Raw genomic sequence first — 4,757 nt, 5'->3', positions numbered from 1 at the left:
TGGGTATATCTCCTCATCTTGTCCTATCTCCTCATACTGCCGTCGCTTACGGGGGAACAATCCAACCCCGTCCTAGCTTAAAATTGGTCTCTCAAGATAAGTAGTCGTGCAAAATTAACTTCTTGGTTAGGATAGGCAAAAGGCAAGAGGCAAAAGGTAATAGGGAGAATAAATAATCAGTTCTTAATAACCAGATTTAGTATTACTTAGGGTTTGCTGAATAAATCTAGAAACCTTTTTGGATAATATCTTTAGGCTTTTTTGACCTCAAAAATTGCCAGTTCTTCGAGTAATCGGGGGGAAATTGGCTCTCTTATTCTTTGTCTGATCAGTTTAACTTATAAGCGATCAATCTTTGCGTCCTTTGTGTCTTTGTGGTTCGTTCCACACCCCACCAACAAACTTTTTCAGCCAACCCTACTTAGTTTGAAAGATATTTTGTACCATTTTTTTATCCAAACCTGCGGCAATTTTATCTAATTCTGCTATTTCCCCACTGTCTAAACTCCATCCTAAAGCGCCTAAATTATCCTCAGCCTGCCGAACATTTTTAGCTCCAGGTATAGGAATTGTTCCCTTACAGATACACCAATTTAAGGCAACTTGGCTAATAGTTTTATTTTTAGCTTGGGCGATAACTTCTAGGCAACTAATCAGAGGAGAAATAGCGGGAATTAATTGACTAAAAAGGAAGCGACGTAATCCTGTTGGTAAGTTTTTATTATCTCGATATTTCCCCGTTAATAACCCCAAAGCTAAGGGACTATAGGCAATAATTTTAATACCCAATTGATCACATAGTTCCTTTAATCCTAAGTCAGTGAGAGGATAGGTAGAAAGGAGAGAATACTGTACCTGTAAACTGGTAATAGGAATGCCGCGACTGGCAAACTTTTGATAGGCAGACTTCAATCTTTTCGGTCCAAAATTGGATAAACCGACTCCTTTAACTAACCCCTTTTCCAGACAATCCCCCAATCCGTCTAATAATCTTCCCTCCTGCCATGGCGCATAATTGCCCGTTGACCAGTGCATTTGCACTAAATCCACCGGGCGACCCAATCTGGTTGCCGAAGCTTGACAAGCTTTCACCATGGCATGACGGGTTAAACGCCAAGGATAAGGGGCGAGTTTGGTGGCAATACGGATATGATCAGCGTTATAACCGTTATATTCCCCTGTAAAGCGTCCTAATAGCTTCTCACTCTGTCCGTTGAGTTTGCCTGTCCCGTAGGAGTCTCCCGTATCAAATAGGGTGACACCCCGCTCGACGCAGAGATTAAAAACCGCTTGTAACTGGCTATCCATACTCTCATCGTAACCCCAGAGAAGACGATTTCCCCAGGCCCAAGTACCGCAGCCCATGGGGGGAAGGGATAGAGTTTGATGTGTGACTGTCAAGGGATTCATGGGTCAGTTTCTCTGGGTTTTTTCTCAAGCTTTCAGCAAGATATTCTACTACTAAATCGACTTGGGTTTTTGTTTAACAAATAATCCCCGCAACCAATAGTAAAAACTATCGATATAAGTAAAGATTACTGGCACAACCACCAAAGTTAACAGGGTGGAAGTGGTAAAACCACCAATAACGGCAATCGCCATCGGTGCGCGAATTTCCCCATCTGCACCCAAAGCTAAAGCAATCGGTAACATCCCGGCAATTGTGGAAACGGAGGTCATAATAATTGGTCGTAAACGAGAGACTCCCGAATCAATCATCGCCTTAAATTGCGGTTTCCCTGCCTCAATGCCACTCAGGGCAAAATCTACTAACAGAATCGCATTTTTAGTGACTAATCCCATCAGTAAAACTATGCCAATTAAAGCGTATAAACCTAACTCTTTTTGGGTAATTAAAAGAGCGATTAAAGTACCACCAATCGATAAAGGAAGGGAAGTTAAAATCGCTAGGGGATAGAGAAAATTGTTATACAATAAGACCAGAATCCCATAGATAGAAATAATTGCTAAACTTAACGCCCCCAAAAAACGAGCAAAGATATCGCGCATAATGCGAGCATCACCAAAGGGTTCTTCTGTCACCTCTGGGGGTAAGTTTTTCATAGTTGGTAAAGCGCGAATTTGTGTCACCGCACTTCCCAAAGAAACTCCCTCTAAATTAGCTCCAATATTAACCTGACGTTGACGGTTAAAGCGTTGAATTTCCGCAGGTCCACTACCTAAGCTAATTGTCGCCACCGAGTTAAGCGGTACTAACGTCCCATTACTGCTAGGAACGCGCAAATTTTGCAGAGTTTCTATCTCACTGCGTCCATCGTTGGCAATTTTCACCCGGATGGGAATTTGTCGGTCAGCAAGGTTAAATTTAGCTAAATTAAACTCATTATCGCCGATTAAAGCTAAAGATGCAGTACGGGCGATCGCTCTGACCGAGACTCCCTGATCGGCAGCCCGGACGGGATCCGGTTGAATAATGAGCTCCGGTTTAACTAAACTTACCCCAGAACTGACCTCGACAAAACCGGGTAAAGCCCGCATTTCTCGCTCTAATTTTTGGGCAGTTTGGGTTAAAATATCGCCATTTTCACTTTTTAAAATAATAGCGACATCCTTAGTGCTTCCTGCTCCCCCCTGCGCCCGAAAACTAACTCTAGCACCAGGTATCTTCTGGAAATCCCGGCGGGTTTGTTCCTCAAATTGCCGTTGAGTTAGCGATCGCTGTTCCTTAGGAACTAAATTAACATATATTAACCCCGTATTTACCCGTCCCGAATCTCCCGGAATAGCCAAAACATTAGCGACGGCGGTATTTTTTTGCAGTAAACTATTCACCTGATTGGCCACGGCAACAGTATCATTCAAAGTCGCACCGGGAGGCAATTCTAGGCTGATCGTACTTAATCCAGTATCCCCGGAACTAAATAATCCTTTCGGAATCAAGGGAACTAACTGTAAACTACCGATAAAAAAGGCCAAAGCCGCCAATAAAGTCAGGATTCGATGACGTAGGGACCAAGTTAACAAACTTTTGTAGGGACGAAAACGCGGGCGCGAGGAGGGATTACCATCACCGGTTTTCAGCTTTTTCGGCTGTAGAATATAGGCACTTAACATCGGGGTGACGGTGACAGCGATCAAACTGGAAAATAGGGTAGAAACCGCCACCGTAACGCCGAAAGGTTGAAAGAATTGCCCCGGCACACCGCCCATAAAAGCAACCGGCAGGAATACCGCTATAATTGCCGCCGCACTGGCTAAAACGGCTAATCCAATCTCTTTTGAGGCATCAAAGGCCGCTTGCAGGGGTTTTTTACCCATAGCTAAATGTTGATCGATGTCCTCCACCATACACACCGCATCATCCACCAGATTCCCCAAAGCTAAAGCTAAGGCCAGCAGGGTCATACCGTTAAGGGTATAATTTAGGGACTGCATCACCCAAAAAGTCGGGAAAATCGACAAAGGCAGGGCCAAACCCGTGATAATCGTGGCGCGCCAATTGCCTAAAAATAGACCCACCGTGATCACCGTCATCATACAACCAATCAGGAGATCGCTCAGAAGGCTTTCGTAACTAGCACGAATTGAGTCAGCACGGGTAAAAATTAATTGAAATTTAATATCTTCGGGCAGTTTTTTCTTTAAATTCTCGATTTCTTGGCGCACTGCTGTTTCTACCGTCACCAAGGTGCTGCCAGTCCCCCGTAGAATCGAAAAACCCACCACTGGCTGCCCATCTAAGAGGGCCATTTGTCGGGGATCGCTGGAACTATCGCTAACTGTCCCTAAATTGCTTAAGGGGACGGTATCACCGTTAGGTAAAGAGATTTGATAATTTCTTAAATCTTCGATCGTTTCAGCGCTGCCGAGGGTGCGGACAGTTTGTTCACTACCACCGATTTCCGATCGCCCTCCGGGTAAATTAATATTAAAACTGCGAATTTGGTCATTAACCGCCGTGGCCGTGATACCGTAGGCGATCAGACGACCGGGATCTAAATCTACACGCACTTCTCGATCGACTCCCCCAACGCGATCAACTCGTGCTACCCCCGGCACTCCCGTTAAAGCGCGGCCGATTTGACGATCGACTAGATCACTTAATTCGGCGATCGATCTTTTCGGGGAGGAGATGGTATAGTTCATCACCGCCCCCCCGGCAAATTCTAAACGTTGGACAATTGGATCATTAGCATCTTGGGGTAAATCCTGCCGAATTTGCGCTATGGCATTCCGCACATCATTGGTAGCGCGATCGCTGTTAGTGCCAAGGATAAAGTTAACGGTGGTGGTGCTGCTGCCTTCGTTGATGGTAGAAGTAATTTGATCGATATTACCCAAAGCAGCCACCGCATCCTCGACTTTTTTGGTGACTTGGGTTTCCAATTCCTCTGGACCGGCGCCGGGTTGATTAACGGTGATAATCACGGCCGGAATGTCAATATTAGGAGAGCGATCGATCCCTAATCCTAGAAAGGCAATGTATCCCATTAAGGCCATAACCAGGGAGATCAGGATCGTCGGAATGGGATTTTTGATAGACCAATTAGAAATATTAAAAGCCATAATTTCAGTTATCAGTTATCAGTTATCAGTGGGTAAGTTATCAGTTACCAGATGTGAGTTTTCAGTTACTGGTTATCAGTTATCAGTTTTTGGTTTTTGGTATTTTCTTGGCAGGTTTTTAGAATAGCCCAAAGCATTTTACCAATTTCCTCCGCATCATCATTGATACTTTGAAAGGCTCTTTCCTCTATGTAATTCGTGTCTTTCAATAGAGACAGCCAATACTTTGT

Annotated in this window: 3 protein-coding genes; all 3 read right to left on the bottom strand. The window is 44.4% G+C overall.

What is annotated here, in order from left to right; genetic code table 11:
• Positions 1-417: 417 nt before the first annotated feature.
• A complete protein-coding gene (locus PX636_RS04510) occupies positions 418-1,410 on the bottom strand; it encodes an aldo/keto reductase (RefSeq protein WP_288116343.1) in 993 nt (330 codons plus the stop codon).
• Between the two features lie 51 nt (positions 1,411-1,461).
• The gene (locus tag PX636_RS04505) at positions 1,462-4,527 is read right to left on the bottom strand and encodes an efflux RND transporter permease subunit (protein WP_288116342.1); all 3,066 of its coding nucleotides are present in this window, start codon (positions 4,525-4,527) and stop codon (positions 1,462-1,464) included.
• A 65-nt stretch (positions 4,528-4,592) separates the two neighbouring features.
• Positions 4,593-4,757: four helix bundle protein (locus PX636_RS04500; RefSeq protein WP_288116344.1), on the bottom strand; the 165-nt coding region annotated here is incomplete at its 5' end.

This window comes from Microcystis sp. M53598_WE2 (assembly GCF_030067735.1).
Classification (GTDB): Bacteria; Cyanobacteriota; Cyanobacteriia; order Cyanobacteriales; family Microcystaceae; genus Microcystis; species Microcystis aeruginosa.
This window is presented reverse-complemented; position numbering and strand designations above follow the sequence as displayed.

Excerpts from the sequence above, each read along its gene's own strand:
- PX636_RS04505 (WP_288116342.1), bottom strand. The coding sequence starts at position 4,527 with ATGGCTTTTAATATTTCTAATTGGTCTATCAAAAATCCCATTCCGACG.
- PX636_RS04510 (WP_288116343.1), bottom strand. The coding sequence starts at position 1,410 with ATGAATCCCTTGACAGTCACACATCAAACTCTATCCCTTCCCCCCATG.